Raw genomic sequence first — 23,062 nt, 5'->3', positions numbered from 1 at the left:
ATGGACAATCAAGATAAAATATTCGATAAATTTAAAGATGCCGCACACAACGCGGAATCAAAAGACTTTCCAGGAATGGAAAAAGTCTGGTCGCGTCTGGAAGACAAACTGGACAAAAAAGAAGATAAAAAAGCCATTTCGCTATGGAAAAAAATTGCAATCGCTGCTTCACTTTTATTATTAATCTCATTGGGAGTTCAGTTTCTGAAATCAGACAAAATCAATACAACTCAAAATCCGAAAGTTGTGGTAAATGAAGATTCCAAAGAAACAATCCAGAATCCTGTTTTAGAAAAAAATAAAGCTGTTGTTGCCACAGATTCTCCATTAATTTCCAAAGAAGAAGCTGCAAAAATCATAGAAATGCCAATTAATGCCGAACCACAAGTAGCTTTACAAGAAGTTCAAGTTCCTGTAAGTAATGCTATTGCTGCAGACGTAGCTGCTGCGCCTGTTGCGGGTCAAATTGCCGCGCCAGTATCTTCACAATCCGGTTATTCTAATGTTGAAGAAGAAACCACAACCGATAATGCAAAAGATGTACAAAATTTTGGATATGGAAAAATTGTACAAAGAGAATCTGCTAAAGTTGCGTATGCAGCAGAAAAACAAGCTTCGATGGCTAAAAAAAGCGCACCCTTAATTGTTTTAAACGGCAATGCAATGTCTCATAGCGACGATGAGAAGAGAGATAAAATGATGCAGAGAGAACTTCCAAATTTACAGCCGGAAAATGTAGACTCTCTAGTTATATTAGATCAGCCTTTGTATATTATTGATGGCATCTATTATTCTGAAAATGATTTATTTGGTACAAATCCAACAAGTCCTTATGCTCCTTTGAACAAACAGGAAATTAAAACCATTACTGTACTTCAAGATCTGGAAGCTACATCAAAATATGGCGAAAAAGGAAAAAAAGGAGTTGTAATTATTACTACTAAAACAGGAAAACCAGCCGCTAAAAACTAGCAAAAAAACATTTTTTTAATTTAAAAATTACTACCATGAAAAACGTAAAACTTATTTCATTAGCCCTTTCTATGCTTATATGTTTCGTAGTATCAGCACAGGAAAAAACAATTACAGGAACGATTTCAGATGAAAGCGGACAGGCAATTCCAGGTGTGACAATCCAGGTGAAAAAGACAAAAATAGCAGCATATAGTGATTTTGACGGAAAATATAGTATTAAGGCTAAAAAAGGCGATGTTTTATTGTTCAGCTTTATTGGATATAAATCTCAAACAGAAACTGTTGCAGACAAAAACATTATCGATGTTAAATTACATGAAGAAAATCAAAATATGCAAGAAGTTGTCGTTACTGCTTATACAGGTTCGAAAAAAAATAGAAAAGTAACTACTCAAGCTTCTTACCAAACGGCTAAGGGTGTAGTTGCCGGTGTTGCTGTTTCATCTGGATATGTTCAATACGATTCAAATCAAAATGAAGCAATTAGAGACGCATCACCAATTTTAGCTAAAAATGAACCTTTGTATATTCTTGATGGAATTCCAGTAAAGTCGGAACAATTTGCTAAAATTAATCCAAACGATGTTCAGGATGTTAAAGTTTTAAAAGATAAAGATGCAACAGCTGTTTATGGAAATAAAGCTTCAAATGGTGTTGTTGTTTTAGAAACTAAAAGCGGAATTTATAAAAATCTTACGGAGAAAGAACTTGATGCCAAATTGAATATTCTACATCCTACTCCACCAGTTTCGACAAATCAGGAAGATTATGACGCTTTTGTAGAAAATGCATTCGAAAGCCCAAAAACGGCACCTCTTTCTACTTTTTCTATCGATGTTGACAATGCTTCTTATACTAATATCAGACGTTTCATCAATAATGGACAAGCGGTTCCTAAAGACGCCGTTCGTGTTGAAGAAATGGTAAATTTCTTTAAATACAATTATCCTCAGCCAAAAGATCAGCATCCTTTTTCGATCAATACTGAATTAAGCGATTCTCCTTGGAATACAAAAAATCAGATCCTTAGAATTGGTTTGCAAGGAAAAAATATTACTACAGAGAATTTGCCGGCTTCAAATATGGTTTTCTTAATTGATGTTTCCGGTTCTATGGAAGATGTTAACAAACTGCCTTTATTAATACAATCCATGAAGATTCTGGTAAACGAATTAAGAGCAAAAGATAAAGTTGCAATCGTTGTTTATGCCGGAGCAGCCGGAATGGTTTTGCCTCCAACTTCCGGAGATGAGAAAGAAACTATAAATGATGCTTTAGAAAATTTACAAGCTGGAGGAAGTACTGCTGGTGGCGCCGGAATAGAATTGGCTTATAAAATTGCTGCAGAGAACTTTATTAAAGGCGGGAACAATCGAGTAATTCTGGCAACTGATGGTGATTTTAATGTTGGAAGTTCTTCAAATTCTGATATGGAAAAATTGATTGAACAAAAAAGAAAAACGGGGGTTTTCTTAACTTGTCTGGGCTACGGAATGGGGAATTATAAAGACAGTAAAATGGAAACCTTGGCCGATAAAGGAAACGGAAACTATGCTTATATTGATAATATTCAGGAAGCAAATCGTTTTTTAGGAAAAGAATTCAAAGGCTCGATGTTTGCTATTGCAAAAGATGTGAAAATCCAGATAGAATTTAATCCGAAACAAGTTCAGGCGTATCGTTTAATTGGATATGAAAACCGAAAACTACGTCCGGAAGATTTTAAAAACGACGCAATTGACGCAGGCGAATTAGGAAGTAATCATACTGTGACGGCTTTATACGAAATTATTCCGGCAGGTGTCGAAAGCGATTATCTGAACCAACAACCTGATGCTTTAAAATATACTAAAGTACAGGAAACCGGAAGTAATTATAGTAATGAACTTGCAACAATAAAATTTCGCTACAAAAAACCTGACGGCGATAAAAGTATCGAAATGGTAAATGTAATTGAGAACAAATCGGTTGCTTTAAACAAAGCTTCAGATGATTTTAAATTTAGTACTGCGGTTGCATGGTTTGGATTGAAATTGAGAGATTCAAAACTTATTTCGAATAAATCGTCTGATGACATTCTAAAATTAGCAAAACAAGGATTATCAAAAGATTCTGAAGGTTATAAGGCCGAATTTATTCGTCTTGTTCAATCGGCGATATAGATTTATTAATAGTGTCGATCAATAATTGAAAGTTGAAATGTGCCGTTAGGCACTAAATATTGGTAGAAAAAAACAGAATAAATTCAGCGTGCCGTAGGTACGAAATGGTTATGATATTGTTGCGTACCTGCCGCACGCCAACGAATTTCGAACCGATATGACTACCAATATTTAGTACCTAACAGCACATTTCAATTCTTGATTAATATTAATAGATATTTTATTACATTTGGTCTCCTTTTGAAATTCTCTGCTCAGAGAGATCAACTAAATATTTATAAATAATTTTCAAACAAAATTTCATGAATCCCATTTTAAATCAGAATTTATTTCTTGTAAAAGAACACATTGGAATGTTTAAAGCCGCTAACAATTATGATATTTACGATCCGGAAAGCAATCAAATCATAATGAATTGCAGAGAAAATAATCTCGGATTTTTTACCAAAATACTTCGTTTTACAGAATATAAAAGAGCGACACCTTTTGATATTGAAATCACAACGGCTTCCGGCGAGAAAATAATTTCTGTAAAACGTGGCGTTGCAATCTTTCGTTCGACTGTTGAAATTTTTGATGAGAAAGATCGTCTTGTTGGAACATTCAAACAAAAATTCTTTACTATTGGTGGGAAATTTGAAATTTTAGACAAAAACGAAAAACCTGTTGCTACTTTACAAGGAAAATGGACGGGATGGGATTTTAAATTCAGCCATGAAAATAAACAACTTGCTCAGGTTAGCAAAAAATGGGCAGGAATGGGTAAAGAGCTTTTTACAAGTGCTGACAATTATGTACTACAAATTGAAGAAAACGTAGCACAGGATTCTCCGCTTAGACAATTAATTCTTGCTGCTATAATGTGCATCGATATGGTTCTGAAAGAATAAAAAGTTTGTTAAACTTAGATTAAGAAAATAGCTAAAAGCATCATTTTAGGAAGCAAAAACTGTATTTTTGTGTTACTAAAATGATGCTTTTTGCATTTCTAAAAAACAAATCATGACAGACTTAAAAAATAAAAATGCGCTAATTACTGGTGCCGGAAAAGGAATTGGAAAAGCTATCGCCATTGCATTGGCAGAAGAAGGTGTAAACGTGATTTTGATTGCAAGAACTCAAACTGACATTGATCAACTAGCAATTGAAACTTCTAAACTAGGTGTGAAATCATTGGCTTTAACTGCTGATGTTTCTGATATTAATTCTATAAATAGCGCTGTAGAAAAGGCTCTAGCCGAATTTGGACATATTGATATTTTAATCAATAATGCCGGAATTGGTACTTTTGGAAATTTTCTGGAATTAGAACCTTCAGCCTGGGAGAAAATCATTCAGGTGAACCTAATGGGAACTTATTATACAACTCGTGCCGTTATCCCTAATATGATCGAAAGAAAAACAGGTGATATTATCAATATTTCTTCGACAGCAGGATTAAACGGAAATGCTTTGACGAGTGCTTATAGTGCGTCAAAATTTGCTGTTCTTGGATTAACTGATTCTTTGATGCACGAAATGAGAAAACACAACATTCGTGTTACGGCTTTAACTCCAAGTACGGTTGCAACTGATTTAGCTATCGAATTAAAATTAACTGATGGAAATCCTGAAAAAGTAATGCAATCTGAAGATGTTGCTGAATTGATCGTTGCGCAACTTAAATTAAACCGCAGAGTTTTTATAAAAAACAGCAGTATCTGGTCTACAAATCCTTAAGACTACAAATCTCAAATTTAAAAAATATTGAGACTTTCAAAACGGACCATCTTTGTCAAAGTTTAAACTTTGCCAAAGATTTTAAATGCCTTAAACAAACATCAAATGGAACAATACCTAAGACAATTAATTTCAATAGAATTCACGGATAAAAAAGAACTTTTTACCGGATTTCTTATTGATTATTCTGATGATTGGATTTTACTACGAAACAATCCCGAGGATTTTATTCTTGACGGTTTTGTGATTCTTAAAAACAAAAATATCGAAGCGGTTCATAGAGATCAGGATCTTGAATTTACTGAAAAAGTAATTCGCTTAAAAGGTTTAAAAACAAATGCAGAAGATATTATTCCGATTAGAGATTTGAGTTCTATTCTGAATTATGTAAATAATAAATACGGAATTTTTCAAATTTCGAAGAAATCAGCAAAATCGGCTTATTTAGGAAAACTAATTGAACTGAACGAAGAAGAACTTACCATTGATTTTCTGGATATAAGAGGTCAGTTTGGTGGAGAATTAAGTTTTAATCCTGAAAAAATCAGAGTTATTGAATTTGATACGGATTATATTAATTCTTTGAAATTGGTGATTCCGCAGGAACAGAAATAATTTATTATAACCTTTGTCAAAGTTTTGAACTTTGACAAAGGTATAAAAACAGAAAAGCCCTTTTTATTAAAGGGCTTTTCTGTTTTTATATTGTTAGTGTGGTTGCTTCGTTCCTCGCAATGACAAACTAAGCGGTCAATCTTTGTCGAGTTTCTAGCGTGATTTCTCCTTTCGCTCGAAATGACAAAACTATGCGTAGGATGGATTAAAATCCATCCCTACAATATATTTTGTTCCTTCGGAACGTTCTTGAAAATTCCGGAATTTTGCAACAACGGATTTTTGACAAAGATCAAAAAACTACGCTTCCGCTAACTTATTTAAAAACTCTAAACGAACACTTCCATCTTCGTCGATTTTTGTCAAATTGATTTCTTGCAATGTATTTACTAATTCAGGATTCCACGGCGTTTTTACTTTTACGTAATTTTCGGTAAAACCATGAATGTATCCTTCTTTATTTTCACTTTCGAATAAAACCGTTCTGTTAGATCCTAATTGACTTTCATAAAAAGCACGACGTTTTTTAACGGATAATCCACGTAACATTTTACTACGTTTAGCTCTCACATTTGCAGGAACAATTCCGGACATATTTGCAGCTTCTGTATTGTCTCTTTCTGAATAAGTGAAAACGTGTAAATAAGAAATATCCATTTCATTCAGGAAATGGTAAGTTTCAAGAAAATGCTCATCAGTTTCACCAGGGAAACCAACAATAACATCAACACCAATACAAGCGTGCGGCATTACTTCGCGAATCTTGTTTACTCTTTCTGTGTAAACTTCACGTAAGTAACGACGTTTCATTAATTTCAAAATATCATTGCTTCCTGATTGCAACGGAATATGGAAATGAGGTACAAAAGTTCTGCTTTTAGAAACAAAATCAATTGTTTCATTCTTCAATAAATTCGGCTCAATTGATGAAATTCTCAAACGCTCAATTCCTTCCACTTTATCCAAAGCCTGAACTAAATCAAGAAATGTATGTTCGTGTTTTTTATTTCCGAATTCTCCTTTTCCGTAATCTCCAATATTTACTCCTGTCAAAACAATTTCTTTGATGTTTTGTGCCGAAATTTCTTTAGCATTTTGCAGTACATTTTCTAATGCATCACTTCTTGAAATTCCTCTCGCTAATGGAATTGTACAATACGTACATTTATAATCACAACCGTCCTGAACTTTCAGGAAAGCACGAGTTCTGTCACCAATAGAATAACTACCAACGTAGAAATCAGCTTCGGCAATTTCGCAGGAATGAACTTCACCCATATCGTTTTTGCTCAAATCGTGAATATAGTCCGTGATTTTAAACTTTTCTGTAGCTCCAAGAACCAAATCAACACCATCAACATTTGCTAATTCCTCTGGTTTCAATTGTGCGTAACAACCTACGGCAGCGACAAAAGCTTTATCATTAAGTTTCATTGCTTTTTTTACGACTTGCTTAAATTGCTTATCAGCATTTTCTGTAACTGAACAGGTATTGATAACATAAATATCAGCCACTTCTTCAAAATCAACGCGATCAAAACCTTCGTCATTGAAGTTTCTGGCAATTGTAGAAGTCTCTGAGAAATTCAATTTGCAACCAAGCGTATAAAAGGCAACTTTTTTTCTATTTTCCATGGGAATAAACTACATTTTAAGTAGTAAGATATTATATTTACATCTCTTTTGAAGAGTTTGCAAATTTACGTACAATATTCTTTAAAATAAAATCAATAATATACTATATATCAACATTTTGAGACAAACCAATATTTAAATAGCTGTAAATTAAACCAAAATAATTATCTGTAAATTTTATCTGTTATAAATATACTTAACATTTCAATAAGAATAAAATGACAAAACATCGATTAAACGCAAATAATATCGATTAAATACGTTTTTTCAATAATTAAATTGAAATTTTCTTACATTTAACTTTGCAAAGTTAGTTTTTGGAAGTAATTTCACTTCTCTAAAAAAAGGTTAACTAAAATTATATTATTTTAATAATAATTTGCTCATAACAATTTTGATTTTCCCTCGTTATGTTGTTGTTTTGTTATTATAAAAAATGGGAAAGCCGAAAACCAGAAAGAGTAGGCAACAATTATAAATTAAAACTCCATATGAAAGCATTTTTACCCACAATCTGCTTGATGTTCTTAACCTTATTTAGCTCTCAGGCGCAAACTGCTGCTCCAGCTCCTGCTAATCCATTTCCATCTATTAGTACATTGACAAATTGGGCGAGCTTAAACTCTCAATCACAATTTGATATTGCAATTCGTGCGGTTGGATTTAAATTTGAAGTAAAAGAGCCGAGTGCAGAATCTACATCTTATACTTATATCCGTAAGGTAACAGTAAACGAGGTAAATTATACTGATAGAATTGTTTACCGAATTATGAATAACAATTCAGCAAGTATCATTTCATTAGTGACAGCTTCTACTGATTTAGTAAGCTTGTACACTCCACAATTGGCAACTTTCAAAAATAACAATTGTAAAACTGAAATGTCTAAAGACAAAAATACTACTTGCAGCTGTTATGAAAGCGTAAACTTTGCAATCGATCTTTGCGATGAGCGTGTAAAACTTACAATGGGTGACGGAAATAAATATTTTGTTTCTGTAGCTAAAAAATAATATTTAATACTCCGATTATTTTCAAGTATTAAAAACTACGAGTTGTTTTCCAAATCTTTGCAAATCTTAAAGGAGTTAAGTTTACAAAGATTTGGAACGCATTTCTTAGGATTTTTATAAGTTTGGATTTTTCATTTCATACCAAACTTCCAATTCTTCGTCATATTCAAAAGAGTTTACATAACGTAAACCTAGCTTTTCCAGAATCCTTCTTGAGTTTTCATTTCCTGCATCTGCATAAGCGTAAACAGCATCAACTTTCATTACATTAAAAGCGTGATCTATAAAAGCTTTTCCAGCTTCAGTTGCATATCCTTTTCCCCAATGTTTTTCGATGAAACGATATCCAATTTCATAAAAATCTTTATGATTATTGATTTCATTGGTTATAAACTTAATTCCGGACCAGCCTAAAAATTCATTGGTTTCTTTGAGAATAACAGCATAACGACCAATTCCGAAGTCTTTGTATTGCTGTTGAACATTTTTGACATAATCAATACTTTCCTCGATATTTTTTACGGGTTTATTTCCAACAAAAAGATGCACGTTTGGATTAGAATCCAATTCAAACATTCCGTCAACATCTGACATTTGTATTTCTCTCAAAAGCAATCGTTCTGTTTCTATTGGCTCTTTCATCTCAAAAATAATTTAGTTTAGAATATAGCGTTGCACAACCTCAGCAACGCCGTTATCATTATTTGAAGCAACAATTACATCGGCTCTGTCACGCAATTCAGGCGTTACATTATCAACCCAAACTCCAAGTCCGGCATATTCGATCATCGTTAAATCATTTCCAACGTTTCCTACAGCAATAATTTCACTTTGATGAATATTTAGCTTTGCTGCCAAAAGTTTTAAACTTGCAGCTTTATCAATTCCGTTTTGCGCAGCTTCAAGAAAGAAAGGTTTTGACATTGCAATACTCAAATGCGGCATTGCCAATTTTAAATCTTTTTCTAATTCTTTTAAATAAGAAGGTTCTGCCAATAAAATACATTTCACAGCAGGCTTAGTAACTGCATCTTTAAAACTTGGCACTTTATGATGTGGCAATCCGGTAATTTCTTTTTCAATTTCGATATACTCTGAATCGGTTTCACTTACAATTGCACCATCAATATAAGTGATAATATGTGTTTTCATTTTTATACTATAATCGTATAAATCATGAATTTGTTCCGGTGTTAAACTTTGTTCAAATAGTACAAGATCATCTTTTACTGTACTGATTATAGCGCCATTAAAGGAAATAATATAAGAATTATTCAAGTCTAATTCTAATTCTTTCGCATAAGCGGTCATTGCAGATGTTGGTCGGCCAGAAGCCAAAACCACATAAACACCTTTTGCCTGCGCTTCAAGAAGTACTTTTTTATTTAAATCCGAAATTTTATGATCGTCTGTCAACAAGGTATCATCCATGTCGAGCACTAACATTTTATATTGCATGTTTTTTAGTTTTCAGTCACAGTTTTCAGTCGCGGCAATCAATGTAAACTGCGACTGAAAACTGAAAACTTCTTTTAGATACTCATTCTAAAATCTTCAATTACCGGATTTGCTTTTGCAAAATCTGTTTCCTGAATAAACACTTCAACTGCTAAATCTGATCCACCATAACCGCCTAAACGTGCAGATTGAATGTTATCTTTTTTTACTGTTTCTACTCCCGCTTCTTCTAATCTTTCTTGTAAAGCAAGTGCTAAAACTTCACTTCCTGAATACACTTTCATTAATCCCATGACATTTTATTTTTATATAGTTATTCTAATATTATTTTGAGTTGATTTTGAAAATCAAGGTTTTCATTCATGAAACTATGTTCCTGATTTTTTAAAGGATATAGATGAACTTTATCTTTCAAAAGTTCTTTTAAACGAACTGAATTTTCATAAGGAATCAATTGATCTTTCATTCCGTGAAAAATATAAATTGGCGCTTTGACTTTAGGCAAATACCCATAAGTTTCTAAGCTAAATTTCTTCATGAAATTCGGAAAAAACGGTACTCTCGTACTCGACAATTCCGTAAAACTATAATAAGGAGATTGCAGAATCAAAGCTTTTGGATGATTCGCAGAGGCTAAAATAGTTGCCAATCCAGAACCAATGGAATAACCTGCAATAATAACTTTATTTTCAGGATATCGCTTCGTTACTGTTTTGTATGCAATAGAAATATCTTTATTTAACTGCTCTTCGTTCTCAATTTCACCTTCGCTTTTACCAAAACTTCTGTAGTCTAAAATAAAAATATCATATCCCAAATTGGTATAAACTTTTGCAATTTTCCCCCAGGTTTCTAATGTTCCGGCATTTCCATGAAGATAAAAAACCAATCCTTTTGAATTTTCTGCTTTAAACAAAAGTCCGTTTAGGTTTACGCCATCAAAAGACTTTATGTTTAATTCTTCAAATTTCTGTTGATAATCAAACTTATAATCTTTCGAAAGTTTCGAACCCAAGAAAACCATTTCAACCTGATTGAAATAGACATAGGAAACAATAACAACATAAATCACAACGAAAAACGCTAAAAGAACAATCGTCAAAAATTTAAATGTCTTTATTATTTCCATAAATTATCTTTTAGTTTTCAGTCTCAGTCACAGTTTTCAGTCCAATACTGTAAACTAAAAACTGAGACTGCGACTTTTCAATTACTCTTCCTCTTGAACCTCATCTTCTTCTTCGTCAAGCTCGTCTTCGCCTTCTTCATCCATATCGAATAAATAAGGTTCCAGCATCATTTTATCTGCCAGAATTTCGATACGCTCTGTCAATTGTTCAGCAAAAATAATACGTTGTGTTTTTGTGATACTGTTCGAAATACGCATGATTTTAGTTTCATGACGTAATTTCAACATAGGATCTGCATCGTCGATAATAAACATTTTCAAGCGATTTACATTATAACCTGCAGTGGTAAACATATCGCTCAATTTATTTGGCGTTCCAATCAAAACATCAATTCCTGTCGAAATATAGTTTTTATCATAATCCATGTCGCCTTTATCGTGAACACCATAAACTTCAAGATTAGAAAATTTACCGTATTTTTCAAAAAGTTCTACCATTTCTAGTACTTTGGTTTTATCTTCTACAAAAATCAAAGCACGTGGCGATTCTTCAGTATGACCAGCCAATTGCTGAATTACATTCAAGACAATTGTAGTCGATTTTCCGCTTCCTGCCGGAGAAAGAATAATACAATCTGCACCACTTTTTATGGTCGAAAAAGTTTCTTGTTGCAAGATATTTGCTTCTGTTAAACCATTTTCTATTAAAGCGTCTTGTAACTTCTCGTTTATTTTTTTTAGTTTCATTTTTTTTATGCTTTAAGCTTTAGGCAATAAGCCATAAGCAAAAATTATTTATAATTTAAAAAGCCTAAAGCTTAAAGCCTAAAGCCTATTGCGCAAAGCAACCTATTTACTTGCAAACATTTTTACGTCGGTTTCAGAAATTTCATTTCCACCTAAGATAATCAATCTTTCCACTACATTTCGAAGTTCACGAATATTTCCTGTCCAATCGTATTCTTGTAATAATTTAATGGCTGGCGCCGAAAATACTTTCACAGCATTTCCTTGTTCTGAAGCAATTTTCTCTGTAAAATGCGTAATCAAAGCAGGAATATCATCACGTCTTTCGTTCAATGGCGGAACTTTAATCAAAATTACAGCCAAACGATGGTATAAATCTTCACGGAAACGACCTTCGGCAATTTCAACTTTTAAATCTTTATTGGTTGCAGCCACAACACGAACATCAACTTTGATATCTTTTTCGGCTCCAACTCTGGTAATCATACTTTCCTGCAAAGCACGTAAAACTTTGGCTTGCGCCGAAAGACTCATATCGCCAATTTCATCTAAGAAAATAGTTCCTTTATCTGCTGCTTCAAATTTTCCGGCACGATCTTTAACCGCTGATGTAAAAGCACCTTTTACGTGACCAAACAATTCGCTTTCGATCAATTCACTTGGAATCGCCGCACAGTTCACTTCTATTAAAGGATAATTAGCACGCTCACTTTTTTCATGTAATTGATGCGCTACCAATTCTTTTCCGGTTCCGTTTGGTCCCGTAATTAAAACTCTCGCTTCTGTTTGAGCTACTTTATCAATCATCACTTTAATATGATTAATAGCTTCACTCTCACCTACCATTTCGTAGTTTTTACTGACTTTTTTCTTTAGAATTTTATTTTCAACTACAAGTTGTTTTTTGTCTAAAGCATTACGAACTGTATTCAATAAACGATTCAAATCCGGTGGTTTTGAGATATAATCAAAAGCTCCCAAACGCATCGTATGAATTGCCGTTTCCATATCGCCGTGACCAGAGATCATAACCATCGGAATTTCCGGCTTTATTTTTTTTGCTTCTTCTAAAACCTCAACACCGTCCATTTTTGGCATTTTGATATCGCACAAAACCAAATCGTAATCGTTGTTTTTTATTTTGTCAAGACCTGCAACTCCATCTTCCGCTTCATCTACCTGATAGGTATCATTTTCTTCTGATAAAATTTTTACCAAAACTCTTCTGATCGATGCTTCGTCTTCTATAATTAGTATTTTACTCATTTTTCTTGAGGTTCTAAGGTTCTGAGCTGCTAAGGTTCTGAGTTTTTATTTTAAGTAGCTAAAGAAAACCTTAACCACTTAGTTCCTCAGAACCTTAGCACCTTTTAAAAATTAATATTTAAGCCATTTATACAATTCTTTCCATGTTGGTTTTTTGCCGTACATTAAGATACCAATTCGGTAAATTTTTGCGGCGAACCACACAACAAGGAAAAAGGTAGCAAACAATAATGATACCGAAATCGCAACTTGCCACCACGGCACTCCAAACGGAAGTCGCATTAACATCACAATTGGCGAAGTCAACGGAATCATTGAAAACACTACAGCAATTGTTCCGTGTGGATCATTTACAACCGTAAAAAATCCGATATAAACACTTAAAATAAGTGGCATAATAATAGGCAAAAGAAACTGTTGCGAATCTGTTTGATTATCAACTGCTGCTCCAATCGCGGCATAAAACGAACTGTACAAAAAGTATCCTCCAATGAAATAAATTACAAATCCAATTAAGATACTTGCAATTGGTAAATTCCATAATTCGCTGATATACATTTGTGCGGTTCCCGACATTTCGTGTTGTGCTGTTTGCATTAATTCCGGTGAAATTCTTGCTGTTGGACCAACATTCACTCCAAAAAATGCCGACGCTGCAAACATTAATCCTAAACCAATTATCGCCCAAATCATAAATTGTAATAATCCTGCAAGCGAAGTTCCGATAATTTTACCAATCATCAACTGAAATGGTTTTACTGACGAAATAATGATTTCTATAATTCGGTTTGTTTTTTCTTCGATTACGCTTCGCATTACCATATTTCCGTAAATGATAATAAACATCATAATTAAATATCCGAATGCTCCGCCAATACCAATTTTTATTTCATTTAATCCTTTTAAACTTTCTTCTCCTGAAGCTTTTACCAAATGAATATTAACCGCAGATTGTGCTTTTTCAATTGCTAAAGTATCTAGTTTTGCTGTCTCTAAATTGATTTTGGTAATTTTCTCAGCAATAACATCTTGCGTTTTTTCGATAAAAACAATACTTGGACTGTTATTCGAGATAAACTCAATTTTGCTTTCTAAATCTTTTAGATTATTTGTTTTTGGAATAACAATTAAACCGTCAAAACTTTCATTTGTAATACTGTCTTTTAATGCTTTTACATCAATTTCAGATAAATTCAGATATTTAAATTCAGCCTCTTTTTTATTTTGTTTGATAAAATCATTGGCAAACAAACCCGTTTCGTCGTGAATTGCAATTTGTTTGGTTTCGGCTTTCATCGAACTCAAATAACCAATAAATCCAGCAATTGCCACAAACAATAACGGACTTAAAAAAGTCATGACAACAAAAGATTTATTGCGAACTTTTGCAATAAACTCTCTTTTTATAATTAATGAAATTATACTCATTTATTTTAGATTGTTAGATTTTTAGACTTCTTAGATTATTAGATTTTTTTTAGATTTCCAGATTCAGTCTAAGAATCTAAGAAGTCTAACGATCTAAAAATCTATCCAGTTACCGTTTGAATAAATATATCGTTTACACTTGGTATTTTTTCTACAAAATGTGTCACTTGCCCTCTTTGAGTCAATATATTCAATAACTCATTTGGCGTTGCGTTTCCTATTTGAATATCTAATTTTAAGTCATCATTTAGTGATTTAAAATTTGCTGGCGAAACGGTAAACTTTTGTGTGATATCATACATCAAACCTTCTACATTACTTGTCAAAATTCCAACCTCAAAACTATTGGTTCTAAATTGACGTTTTACATCGCTTAATTTACCTTCAATTAACTTATTTGATTTATGAATTAAAGCAATGTGATCACAAAGTTCTTCAACACTTTCCATTCGGTGTGTCGAAAATATAATTGTTGCACCTTGTTCTTTTAATGCCAAAATTTCATCTTTTATGACATTTGCATTTACGGGATCAAATCCCGAGAAAGGCTCATCAAAAATTAGCAATTTAGGTTTATGCAATACGCAAACTACAAACTGAATCTTTTGCGCCATTCCTTTTGATAGTTCCTGAATTTTCTTGTTCCACCAACCCTGAATTCCTAAACGATCAAACCAATATTCTAGTTGTATTTTAGCTTCAGCTTTAGAAAGTCCTTTCATTTGCGCCAAATACAAACATTGTTCGCCTACTTTCATAGAAGTATACAATCCTCTTTCTTCCGGAAGATAACCAATAGTCTGCACATGTTTTGGTTGCAGTTTTTCTCCGTCAAGAATTACATGACCACTATCTGGCAGTGTAATTTGATTTATAATTCGGATTAAGGAAGTTTTTCCAGCTCCATTCGGACCTAATAGTCCATAAATACTACCTTTTGGCACATTTAATGAAACTTCGTTAAGCGCTACATAATCACCGTATTGTTTTACGACTTTATGTACTTCGAGTAAGTTGCTCATGCTATTTTTAAGATTTTCTGCGTCAGTTTGACCTTTGTGGTATTGCGTGTGTAAAAGTAAATAATTCACACCGAAACTTTACATTATTAATGCAAAAAACCCATTCTAATTTACACTAGAATGGGTTTTTATATTATTATTTAACTATTTCAGAAAAAGTTCTGTTTATGAAAACATATCTTTTACTTTTTCGAAAAATGATTTTTCTGATTTTTCAGGACTTGGCACAAAGTGTTCGTCTGTTAGAGCATTTTCAAAAAATTGTTTTTGCTCTTTATTAAGTGTTTTTGGCGTCCAAACATTAACATGAACTAACAAATCACCGCTTCCGTATCCGTTGATGCTTGGAATTCCTTTTCCTTTTAATCTTAAGATTTTTCCGGATTGAATACCTTCTTCTAACTTAATACGAACTTTTCCGTTGATCGCTTCAATGTCTTTAGAAACTCCTAAAACCGCCTCTGGAAAACTGATGTATAAATCATAGTGAATGTTTTCACCTTCACGTTTCAAAAATTCGTGCTCTAACTCTTCGATAGCTACAATTAAATCACCAGGAATACTATTTCCCGGAGCATCGTTTCCTTTGTTAGAAACTTTCAATTGCATACCATCAACAACTCCAGCAGGAATTTTGATTGATACAGTTTCATCTTCCTGAACCATTCCTTGTGCATCTGCTTCAGAAGGTCTTTTATCTAAAATCTGACCTGAACCACCACAAGTAGGACAAGTTGACGCAGATTGCATTCTTCCTAAAATAGTATTAGTTACACGCATTACTTGTCCTTGACCGTTACAAGTCGAACACGTTTTGTATGTTACACCTTTAGCCTGAACTTTACGTTTTACTTTTACTTTTTTCTCAACACCATTTGCAATTTCTTCTAATGTCAATTTTACTTTGATTCGAAGATTGCTTCCTTTAGCACGACGAGGACCTCCGCCTCCGCCTCCGAAACCACCAAATCCTCCACCAAAAATATCACCAAACTGGCTGAAAATGTCATCCATATTCATACCACCGTGGCCACCACCAAAACCTCCAGAACCATCAAAAGCCTGATGTCCGTATTGGTCGTATTTTGCTTTTTTGTTAGGATCGCTTAGTACTTCATAAGCTTCTGCAGCTAATTTAAAGTTTTCTTCTGCCTCTTTGTCGCCTGGATTTTTATCCGGGTGATATTTCAAAGCACTTTTTCGGTAAGCTTTTTTAATTTCAGCAGCGTCAGCATTTTTTGAAATGCCTAGTATTTCGTAAAAATCTTTTTTCATAATTAGGTTTAAATTCCAAACTATAAATTCCAAATTCCAATACTTAAAAAACTGGCTTTTAGAATTTTATTTGCATTTTTTAGTTTCCGATTACTACTTTAGGGAAACGAATAATTTTGTCTCCTAATTTGTATCCTTTTTCAATAACATCAACAATTTTCCCTTTTAATTTATCAGACGGAGCTGGAATTTGGGTAATTGCCTCAGCAAAATCAGCATTAAAAGCGTCACCTGCTCTTACTTCAACTTGCTCTAAACCTTTAGAAACCAAAGTGCTTTTTAATTTTTCGTGAATCAACTCAACACCTTTTTTCAAATTCTCATCTTCAGACTTGTTGATTTCTACAGTTGCTCTGTCAAAATCGTCTAAAACTGGCAACATTGCCAATAAAACCTCTTGGTTTGCTGTTTTAAACAAATCCATACGTTCTTTTGAAGTTCTTTTTTTGTAATTTTCAAATTCTGCAAATAATCTCAAGAACTTATCTTTTTCTTTTGCCAAGTCTTGAGCCAATTGCTCTTCAACACTTAATTCTTCAACAATCAATTGCTCTCCGTTGGCATTGTTCTCTAACGTTACTTCATCTAATTCCTGATCGAATTCTGTATTTTCCGTAGTCATATTACTTTTATTTTTAAAAATATTCTTAAACTTCATTTTTTATTCTTTCTTTTGGATTGCAAAAGTACTGCCAAATCTTTTAAAATGTCAAATTGTCACTTTATTAACAATGAGCAATTTAAAAACAAAAATCAGCACTTTAAAATTTAGTATAATTTTAAGACTATTACGTTATAGTTTATACTATATTTGATATCCTAATCAGAATATAAATTATTACCTATCAAAATTGAATTTAAGGGTTGGCCTCGGCTTTATAAATAATTATTAATTCAAGTTTACCTTATATTAAAAAAAGCTTCGCCTATTTGAGACGAAGCTTTTTTTTTGCTTTTACCTTTAGTCCTTGAAGGCGTTTTATAAATACTTAATAACTGTTGTTATTTTATATTTTTTGCACGGGCGGAGGGATTCGAACCCCCATCAACGGTTTTGGAGACCGCTATTCTACCCTTGAACTACGCCCGTAACTTGAGGTCGCAAATTAAACGCTTTTTTTTCTTTTCCACCAATTATTTCACGCAAATTTCAAAAAGATTTAAGCTAATAAACGCCAAAATTCATTAACACAATCAACATCAAAGCTTTGTGAAATCTATATTTTCGAATCGAAACAAAAATTTTGCGAAATAATCGCTAAGATTTATAAAGTATGGTTTTATAAAAACACAAAGTTCGCAAAGCTTTGTGTTAATCAAGCTTTGCGAACTTTGTGTTTTGTATGCGTGAAGTAAAATTAAATCTTAGCGCACTTTGCGGTTAATTTCGCCACGAATTTAAAATTTAAGCCAATAGAGCAGCTTTTAATCCTTCAAAATCAACAGAAATCTGTTCTCCTGAAACTAGATTTTTAAGCGAATATGAATTTGACGCAATTTCTTGTTCACCTGCAATTACTGCAAATGGAATTAATCGTTTATCTGCATATTGAAATTGTTTTCCAACTTTTACATTATCCGGATAAAGTTCCACTTTTATATTTTCTTTTCTTAACTTCTGAATTGCTTGTGAAGCATACAAAGCTTCTGCATCTCCGTAATTAATAAACAATGCTTTTGATGTTGCTGCAACAGTTTCCGGAAATAATTGTAATTCTTCCAGAACCAAATAAATTCGGTCTAAACCAAAAGAAATTCCAACGCCACTCATATTTTTCAAACCAAAAATACCAGTCAAATCATCGTATCTTCCGCCACCGCCAATAGAACCCATTGAAACAGTTTTTGGAGCCGCTACTTCAAAAATAGCTCCGGTATAATAATTTAATCCACGAGCAAGAGTAACATCAAGATCTAATGTCGCAGTTGCCAAACCTAAAGTTGCCACATTGTCACAAATAAATTTCAGCTCTTCTACTCCTTTCATTCCTTCTTCAGATTCAACCAATAAGCTTGAAAGCTGATTTATCTTGTCTGAAAATGTTCCTGTAAAGCTAAAAAGTGGTTGAACTTTAACCAACGCTTCTTCAGCAATACCTTTTTCGATCATTTCTTTTTTAACACCGTCTTCACCAATTTTATCCAGTTTATCCAGAGCCACTGTAAAATCAATCAATTTATCTGAAGCGCCAATTACTTCGGCAATTCCTGATAATATTTTTCTGTTGTTGATTTTAATCGTCACACCTTCTAATCCTAAAGAAGTAAAAACGGTATCATACAATTGAACCAATTCAACTTCCTGCCACAATGATTTTGAACCAACAACATCGGCATCACATTGATAAAATTCTCTGTAACGTCCTCTTTGTGGTCTGTCAGCTCTCCAAACCGGTTGAATTTGATATCTTTTAAATGGAAATTCAATTTCGTTTTGGTGTTGTACCACGTATCTCGCAAACGGAACTGTTAAATCGTAACGTAATGCTTTTTCAGAAATTTTTCCTGTAAATTTATTCAGCTCAATTCTTTGCTCAAGATTGATTGTTTCTGCCGAATTAACTTGTAGTGATTCTATAGATTCAGGTAAGTCAATTTTATTTTTATTGAAGAAAAAATTACCCGAATTCAATATTTTAAAAATCAAACGATCACCTTCTTCACCATATTTCCCCATTAAAGTATCTGAGTTTTCAAAAGATGGCGTTTCAATAGGCTGAAAACCAAATTTCTCAAAATTACTTTTTATGGTCTGAATAATATATTGACGTTTTGACACCTCTGCAGGCGAAAAATCTCTTGTTCCTTGTGGTATACTTGGTTTTGAAGCCATTTCTGTTTTATTTTAGATTTCTGATATTAGATTTTAGATTTGGCTTAAAGCCGAAAACTCAAAGCTTCCTGAGATTGTTTGGATTTCATTATCTCAAATCGTCTGCAAATATCTTATTTTTTAAAATAAATAATGCCTGTTCGAAAACAAACTTGTAACAAAAAACGTATTTTCGTGACAAATTGGTCATGATGCTAAAATTATTAAGAGAAAATATCCGAATTGCTTTTGGTTCTATCAAAACACAATTATTACGAACCATACTTACCGTACTAATTATTGCAATTGGGATTACTGCTTTGGTAGGAATCCTTACTGTTGTAACAGCGCTTGAAAATACCGTTTCGACCAATTTTGCTTCAATGGGCGCTAACACATTCAATATTAATCAATACGAAAATACGGTTAGAAATCGTGGTGGAAATGAACGTGAAGTCATAAATCCAATTATTTCATATCCCGAAGCTGTAGCTTTCAAAAACAAATACAAATATCCTTTTACCGAAACTTCTCTTTCGTTTACCGCTTCATCAAAGGCTGAAGTTAAATATGCAGATCAAAAAACAGATCCGGAAATTACTATTCTGGGAGTTGACGAACATTATATTGGAAACTCAGGTTTAGAAACTACTTCTGGACGCTCTTTCAATCAATTTGATATCGACAACAATACTTATTCCTGCGTTGTGGGTTCTGATTTTGAAAAAGGATTATTAAAAGATGTTAACCCAATTGACAAAGTTATCTCTATTCGTGGCGCTCGTTTTAAAGTAATTGGCGTTTTAAAAGAAAAAGGATCAACTTTTGGTCACAGCCAGGATTTACGTGTTTTAATTCCTATACAAGTAGCGAGATCTTTATTTACGGCTCCAAACATTAATTACACGATGAGTGTAATGGTTTCTAAAAAAGAACTATTAGACGAAGCGGTTGATAATGCAACAAGCACGATGCGAAGAGTTCGTAAACTAAGTCCTGTTCGTGATAATAATTTTGGTATTGGACGAAGCGACGATTTAATCAACAGAATCCTCGGAATCACCAAATATTTAGGTTGGGCTTCGTGGATTATTAGTATCATTACCATCTTAGGATCTTCAATTGCTTTGATGAATATCATGATTGTTTCGGTTACAGAACGTACACGAGAAATTGGTGTTCGTAAGGCTTTGGGCGCTACAAAAGTTACCATTTCAGTTCAGTTTTTTATCGAAACTTTATTGATTGGACAAATTGGCGGTTTGGTCGGAATTGTATTGGGAATTCTAATAGGTTTTGGTTTTGCAGCCGCAATGAGTTTTGCATTTGTGATTCCATGGATGGCTATTTTTGCCGCTTTTGCCACAAGTTTTATGGTTGCAATTGTTTCGGGATTATATCCTGCAATAAAAGCTTCAAAACTTGATCCTATTGAGGCTTTACGCTATGAATAAATTTTAGTTTTCAGTCGCAGCCTCAGTTTTCAGTTTCTTACTAAATATTTGAAGCATAAATTAATGAATTCAAAAGACCATTTGTCCCGCTATTCATTTCAATCTTTTGTTGCGAACCCCGCTACAAAAGGATTTTCACTTCTATCGGGGCTAGATTAGAGCTTTTATGTTTTTTAAGACTTCTCCTTTGAGACTTCCTAAATTGAAGAGCCTTCAGCTTTTTTAAGTTAAGCTTTTTTAAGACAATTATGTCTAAAAAAAATCACGTAAAGTCGCAAAGCCGCAAAGGTTTTGTCATTTCGACAGAGGAGAAATCACACTAGAAACCCCACAAAGAAAATCACCAATCTTTGTCGATCATCGCGTGTGATTTCTCCTCTGTCGAAATGACAATATTATGTTTAAACTTCGGATTTAAAGAAAAATCACAGTACAAAAAGCTTAACTTAATGACCTCCAGCTAAAGCCGGAGTCTATTCAGTTTAGTAAGTACAATCTTTGTCAAAGTTTAAAACTTTGACAAAGATGTTCGCAATCCTAATCTTGAAATGTAGAAAACGTAAAACTCAATCTTGAAATTTAGGAAATATAAAACCCGCATAGTTTAGCTGTCCTACGCCGTCAAAGCGTTGCGGTTGTTTCCAATACCGCCAGCATACCACACGGGTAAAAATTTTACAACTATCATAAAGCAAAAAAGCTGTTCTAATTAACAGCCTTTTCTTGTTTAATCACTCAACATCCAAATAAGGATTTAGAATCTCGGCTAATTCATTAAGCCAATAAAACCCATCTTCGATATTTATTTTATTGTTTTCAAGAGTTTCGCAATCTCGCATTATACTTAGAGCAAGAATGTAATTTAATTTTCGGATTTTTTTTGCTAAACTTTGCGGATCGACGGATTTGCTAAAAAAATCAATCAGCCTTGTTTCGGCTTCTTTTGAAAGGGTGTTTGTACTCATAATCTTAAAGTTTAGGGAAATATAAAACCCGCGCAGCTTAGCTGTCCTACGCCTTTAAGAGCGTTACGGTTGTTTCCAATACCGCCAGCATACCACACGGGTAAAAATTTTATCGAATTCATAGTCTTAAAGGTTAGGGCTTCAAAGATACCTCAAAAAGAACGAAAATGATTACAAAAAATATTTATCTCTAAACTTTAACAATGTCATTTCTATTGAAAAAGAAACTTAACGAAAATGTTTATCTAAAAATGATTGCCCTAGCCCCGATAGAAGTGGAAATCCTTTTGTGTCCGCCGCGGCGGACACAAAAGATTGAAACGGATTGCTTTGCCAGTTCGCACTTTCAGGCTCGGGTGCGGGATTAGCTCCAGAAATAGAATTATAAAAAAAAATGTAAGTAACACTATCAAAACTCCTTACATAATTAATTTTCAGTTTTCAGTTTTCAGTTTTCACTGCTTACTGCGACTGAAAACTGAAAACTGAAAACTGAAAACTAAATACTTCCTTTCATCATTCGATCATTATCGTAGATATCTCTTCGAAGTTCTATGTTTTTAAAATCCATTTTTTCTAATAAATCAGTCATTTCTTTTCCTAAATACTGATTAATTTCGAAATACAATTTTCCGTTTTCCAGAAAATTTTTCTTCGCTAATTCCGCAATTTTTCGATAGAAAATCAAAGCATCATTATCATCGACAAAAAGTGCCAAATGTGGTTCATAATCCAGGACATTCTTTCTGATTTCTTCTTTTTCTAAATTACGAACATATGGTGGATTCGAAACGATAATATCAAATTTACATCTCAATTCTTCTAATTCCAGAACATCCTGAAACATAAAAGTAACATCGACTTTATTGTTTATCGCATTTCTTTTGGCCGTTTCAATCGCTTTTTTCGAAACATCAAAACCATAGACTTCAGCATTCGGAAGATTTTTAGCCAATGAAATTGCTATACATCCGCTGCCGGTACCAATATCCAGAATTTTTATTTTTTTGGTTTTATTCTCAATAGAATTTTCGTTGATAATCCATTCTACCAATTCTTCCGTTTCAGGACGAGGAATAAGTACGTTATCATTTACTTCAAAATCCAAACCATAAAAACTGGTTTTCCCCAGCAAATACTGAATTGGAACTTCTTGTTTTAATTGTGCTAATAAGGAATCCCAAACTACAAAATCACTTTCAGAGAAAGTCAATTCGTGATTTAAAGCCAAATCAATTTGTCGTAACTGATGCTTGTCTTCTAAAATCAAATAGAAAAAACTTTCTGCTTCGTAAGCATCGTAAAAAGGGGCTAATTCTTTTATAAATTGAGTACGGTATTGTTTAATTTTCATTCCGGGTGTTTGAGTATTACTTTTCAGCAAAAG

The 23,062-nt window shown here is 33.3% G+C and carries 21 protein-coding genes and 1 tRNA gene; 7 read left to right on the top strand and 15 right to left on the bottom strand.

Features of this window, described 5'->3' with window-relative positions; translation table 11 throughout:
• The 5 genes from C8C83_RS14635 to C8C83_RS14615 all read left to right on the top strand — a co-directional run bounded on the left by C8C83_RS14635 (nucleotide 1) and on the right by C8C83_RS14615 (nucleotide 5,471).
• On the top strand, nucleotides 1–972 hold the full coding sequence (locus tag C8C83_RS14635) for a hypothetical protein (RefSeq protein ID WP_121329185.1): 972 nt from the start codon (nucleotides 1–3) through the stop codon (nucleotides 970–972).
• 35 nt (nucleotides 973–1,007) lie between these two features.
• Nucleotides 1,008–3,137, top strand: coding sequence for a VWA domain-containing protein (locus tag C8C83_RS14630; RefSeq protein ID WP_121329184.1), 2,130 nt, complete (start codon nucleotides 1,008–1,010; stop codon nucleotides 3,135–3,137).
• A 302-nt stretch (nucleotides 3,138–3,439) separates the two neighbouring features.
• Complete coding sequence (locus tag C8C83_RS14625; RefSeq protein WP_121329183.1) at nucleotides 3,440–4,027, top strand: phospholipid scramblase-related protein; 588 nt, start codon at nucleotides 3,440–3,442, stop codon at nucleotides 4,025–4,027.
• A gap of 112 nt (nucleotides 4,028–4,139) precedes the next feature.
• The gene (locus tag C8C83_RS14620) at nucleotides 4,140–4,856 is read left to right on the top strand and encodes a 3-ketoacyl-ACP reductase (RefSeq protein WP_121329182.1); all 717 of its coding nucleotides are present in this window, start codon (nucleotides 4,140–4,142) and stop codon (nucleotides 4,854–4,856) included.
• A gap of 105 nt (nucleotides 4,857–4,961) precedes the next feature.
• A complete protein-coding gene (locus tag C8C83_RS14615) occupies nucleotides 4,962–5,471 on the top strand; it encodes a hypothetical protein (RefSeq protein ID WP_121329181.1) in 510 nt (169 codons plus the stop codon).
• A gap of 300 nt (nucleotides 5,472–5,771) precedes the next feature.
• Here C8C83_RS14615 and mtaB read toward each other — a convergent pair whose 3' ends face one another.
• Complete coding sequence (mtaB, locus tag C8C83_RS14610; RefSeq protein WP_121329180.1) at nucleotides 5,772–7,106, bottom strand: tRNA (N(6)-L-threonylcarbamoyladenosine(37)-C(2))-methylthiotransferase MtaB; 1,335 nt, start codon at nucleotides 7,104–7,106, stop codon at nucleotides 5,772–5,774.
• A 491-nt stretch (nucleotides 7,107–7,597) separates the two neighbouring features.
• Between mtaB and C8C83_RS14605 the strand changes: the two genes are divergently transcribed.
• Complete coding sequence (locus tag C8C83_RS14605) at nucleotides 7,598–8,119, top strand: hypothetical protein (RefSeq protein WP_121330057.1); 522 nt, start codon at nucleotides 7,598–7,600, stop codon at nucleotides 8,117–8,119.
• A gap of 114 nt (nucleotides 8,120–8,233) precedes the next feature.
• Here the strand turns inward: C8C83_RS14605 and C8C83_RS14600 are convergent, their stop codons facing one another.
• The 12 genes from C8C83_RS14600 to hisS all read right to left on the bottom strand — a co-directional run bounded on the left by C8C83_RS14600 (nucleotide 8,234) and on the right by hisS (nucleotide 19,277).
• The gene (locus tag C8C83_RS14600; RefSeq protein ID WP_121329179.1) at nucleotides 8,234–8,761 is read right to left on the bottom strand and encodes a GNAT family N-acetyltransferase; all 528 of its coding nucleotides are present in this window, start codon (nucleotides 8,759–8,761) and stop codon (nucleotides 8,234–8,236) included.
• Nucleotides 8,762–8,773: 12 nt separating this feature from the next.
• Nucleotides 8,774–9,577, bottom strand: a complete 804-nt coding sequence (locus C8C83_RS14595; RefSeq protein ID WP_121329178.1) for a Cof-type HAD-IIB family hydrolase — start codon at nucleotides 9,575–9,577, stop codon at nucleotides 8,774–8,776.
• A gap of 74 nt (nucleotides 9,578–9,651) precedes the next feature.
• Nucleotides 9,652–9,870 carry a DUF2007 domain-containing protein gene (locus C8C83_RS14590; protein ID WP_089350858.1) on the bottom strand — a complete coding sequence of 73 codons (219 nt, stop codon included), beginning with the start codon at nucleotides 9,868–9,870 and terminating at the stop codon, nucleotides 9,652–9,654.
• A 20-nt stretch (nucleotides 9,871–9,890) separates the two neighbouring features.
• Entirely contained in the window at nucleotides 9,891–10,706 is an 816-nt protein-coding gene (locus C8C83_RS14585; RefSeq protein WP_121329177.1) for an alpha/beta fold hydrolase, read from the bottom strand.
• Nucleotides 10,707–10,787: 81 nt separating this feature from the next.
• A complete protein-coding gene (locus C8C83_RS14580; protein WP_121329176.1) occupies nucleotides 10,788–11,453 on the bottom strand; it encodes a DEAD/DEAH box helicase in 666 nt (221 codons plus the stop codon).
• Between the two features lie 102 nt (nucleotides 11,454–11,555).
• Nucleotides 11,556–12,719, bottom strand: coding sequence for a sigma-54 dependent transcriptional regulator (locus tag C8C83_RS14575; RefSeq protein ID WP_121329175.1), 1,164 nt, complete (start codon nucleotides 12,717–12,719; stop codon nucleotides 11,556–11,558).
• A 111-nt stretch (nucleotides 12,720–12,830) separates the two neighbouring features.
• On the bottom strand, nucleotides 12,831–14,147 hold the full coding sequence (locus C8C83_RS14570) for an ABC transporter permease (RefSeq protein WP_121329174.1): 1,317 nt from the start codon (nucleotides 14,145–14,147) through the stop codon (nucleotides 12,831–12,833).
• A 101-nt stretch (nucleotides 14,148–14,248) separates the two neighbouring features.
• On the bottom strand, nucleotides 14,249–15,169 hold the full coding sequence (locus C8C83_RS14565) for an ATP-binding cassette domain-containing protein (RefSeq protein ID WP_121330056.1): 921 nt from the start codon (nucleotides 15,167–15,169) through the stop codon (nucleotides 14,249–14,251).
• A 165-nt stretch (nucleotides 15,170–15,334) separates the two neighbouring features.
• Nucleotides 15,335–16,444 (bottom strand): molecular chaperone DnaJ, encoded by a 1,110-nt coding sequence (gene dnaJ / locus C8C83_RS14560; protein ID WP_099709207.1) that lies wholly within the window; start codon nucleotides 16,442–16,444, stop codon nucleotides 15,335–15,337.
• A 79-nt stretch (nucleotides 16,445–16,523) separates the two neighbouring features.
• Entirely contained in the window at nucleotides 16,524–17,102 is a 579-nt protein-coding gene (locus tag C8C83_RS14555; RefSeq protein ID WP_121329173.1) for a nucleotide exchange factor GrpE, read from the bottom strand.
• Between the two features lie 361 nt (nucleotides 17,103–17,463).
• A tRNA-Trp gene (locus C8C83_RS14550) sits at nucleotides 17,464–17,534 on the bottom strand.
• A 315-nt stretch (nucleotides 17,535–17,849) separates the two neighbouring features.
• Entirely contained in the window at nucleotides 17,850–19,277 is a 1,428-nt protein-coding gene (hisS, locus tag C8C83_RS14545; protein WP_121329172.1) for a histidine--tRNA ligase, read from the bottom strand.
• A 188-nt stretch (nucleotides 19,278–19,465) separates the two neighbouring features.
• On the opposite strand from hisS, the gene C8C83_RS14540 reads away from it, so the two are divergent.
• Nucleotides 19,466–20,710 (top strand): ABC transporter permease, encoded by a 1,245-nt coding sequence (locus tag C8C83_RS14540; RefSeq protein ID WP_121329171.1) that lies wholly within the window; start codon nucleotides 19,466–19,468, stop codon nucleotides 20,708–20,710.
• A 731-nt stretch (nucleotides 20,711–21,441) separates the two neighbouring features.
• Here the strand turns inward: C8C83_RS14540 and C8C83_RS14535 are convergent.
• Both C8C83_RS14535 and prmC read right to left on the bottom strand, forming a co-directional pair.
• Nucleotides 21,442–21,675, bottom strand: coding sequence for a hypothetical protein (locus C8C83_RS14535; protein WP_121329170.1), 234 nt, complete (start codon nucleotides 21,673–21,675; stop codon nucleotides 21,442–21,444).
• Between the two features lie 499 nt (nucleotides 21,676–22,174).
• Nucleotides 22,175–23,029 carry a peptide chain release factor N(5)-glutamine methyltransferase gene (prmC, locus tag C8C83_RS14530; RefSeq protein ID WP_121330055.1) on the bottom strand — a complete coding sequence of 285 codons (855 nt, stop codon included), beginning with the start codon at nucleotides 23,027–23,029 and terminating at the stop codon, nucleotides 22,175–22,177.
• Between the last annotated feature and the right edge of the window lie 33 nt (nucleotides 23,030–23,062).

Origin of the sequence: Flavobacterium sp. 90 (assembly GCF_004339525.1) — a bacterium.
Classification (GTDB): domain Bacteria; phylum Bacteroidota; class Bacteroidia; order Flavobacteriales; family Flavobacteriaceae; genus Flavobacterium.
This window is presented reverse-complemented; position numbering and strand designations above follow the sequence as displayed.